This window comes from Oleiphilus sp. HI0128 (genome assembly GCF_001635365.1).
Window position 1 is genome coordinate 1 of record NZ_LWGG01000850.1, and the last position, 920, is coordinate 920.

1 protein-coding gene is annotated in these 920 nt (G+C 48.4%); it reads left to right on the plus strand.

The window, feature by feature from the left end; genetic code table 11:
* On the plus strand, positions 1-920 hold a 920-nt coding region (locus tag A3763_RS13180), incomplete at both ends, for an NADH-ubiquinone oxidoreductase-F iron-sulfur binding region domain-containing protein (protein WP_304440813.1).

Sequence of the window (920 nt, forward strand, 5' to 3'; positions counted from 1 at the left end):
GAATATCGTTACCTGCTGCCCTACCTAAATAGCGTATTGGAAGAACGACGTCGAGAAGCCCTGCTCGGCCAAGACATGCTTATTGACGAGTCAACCGGAACACGCTTTTCCTTCGATATCCGCATCCAACTTGGTGCAGGTGCCTATATTTGCGGCGAAGAAAGCTCTCTGATCAGCTCATGCGAAGGACAACGCGGAGAACCAAAAAACAAACCACCTTTCCCTGCGCAGAAAGGCTACTTGGGTTATCCAACAGTGGTGAACAACGTCGAAACCTTCTGCAACGTGCCTCATATTCTGGACAAAGGTGCTGAGTGGTTTCAGTCTCTTGGCACCGAGCACAGCAAAGGTAGCAAGCTGCTCAGTATTTGCGGCGACTGCGAGCGCCCTGGCATCTATGAAGTTGAGCATGGTATTAGCGTCTCCGATGCACTCGACTTAGCTGGTGCTATTGATGCAGAAGCTGTCCAGGTAGGTGGTGCCAGTGGCGAAATGATTGCGCGTATCGACTTTAACCGGCGCTTATGTTTTGAGGATTTACCTACAGCAGGGGCTATCATGATTTTCTCGGCGCAACGTAATATTCTCGATATCGTCAATTACTTTATGCACTTCTTTATTGAAGAAAGCTGTGGCTACTGCACGCCATGCAGAGTCGGTAATGTGTTTTTAAAGAAAGGGCTTGAGAAAATCATGCTCGGCCAGGGCGAGAGCAAGGACCTGGAGTCTTTGCAAAGCCTCGGCAATACCATTATTCAAACCAGTCGCTGCGGGCTTGGGCATACGTCCCCTAAACCTATTTTATCGACAATTGAAAACTTCCCTTTAGTGTACGCGGCATTACTAAAAGACCACCCGGATGGTCGTCAGGCAGGTTTTGATATTCAAAGTGCATTGAATGAATCGCGTATTATCGCTAA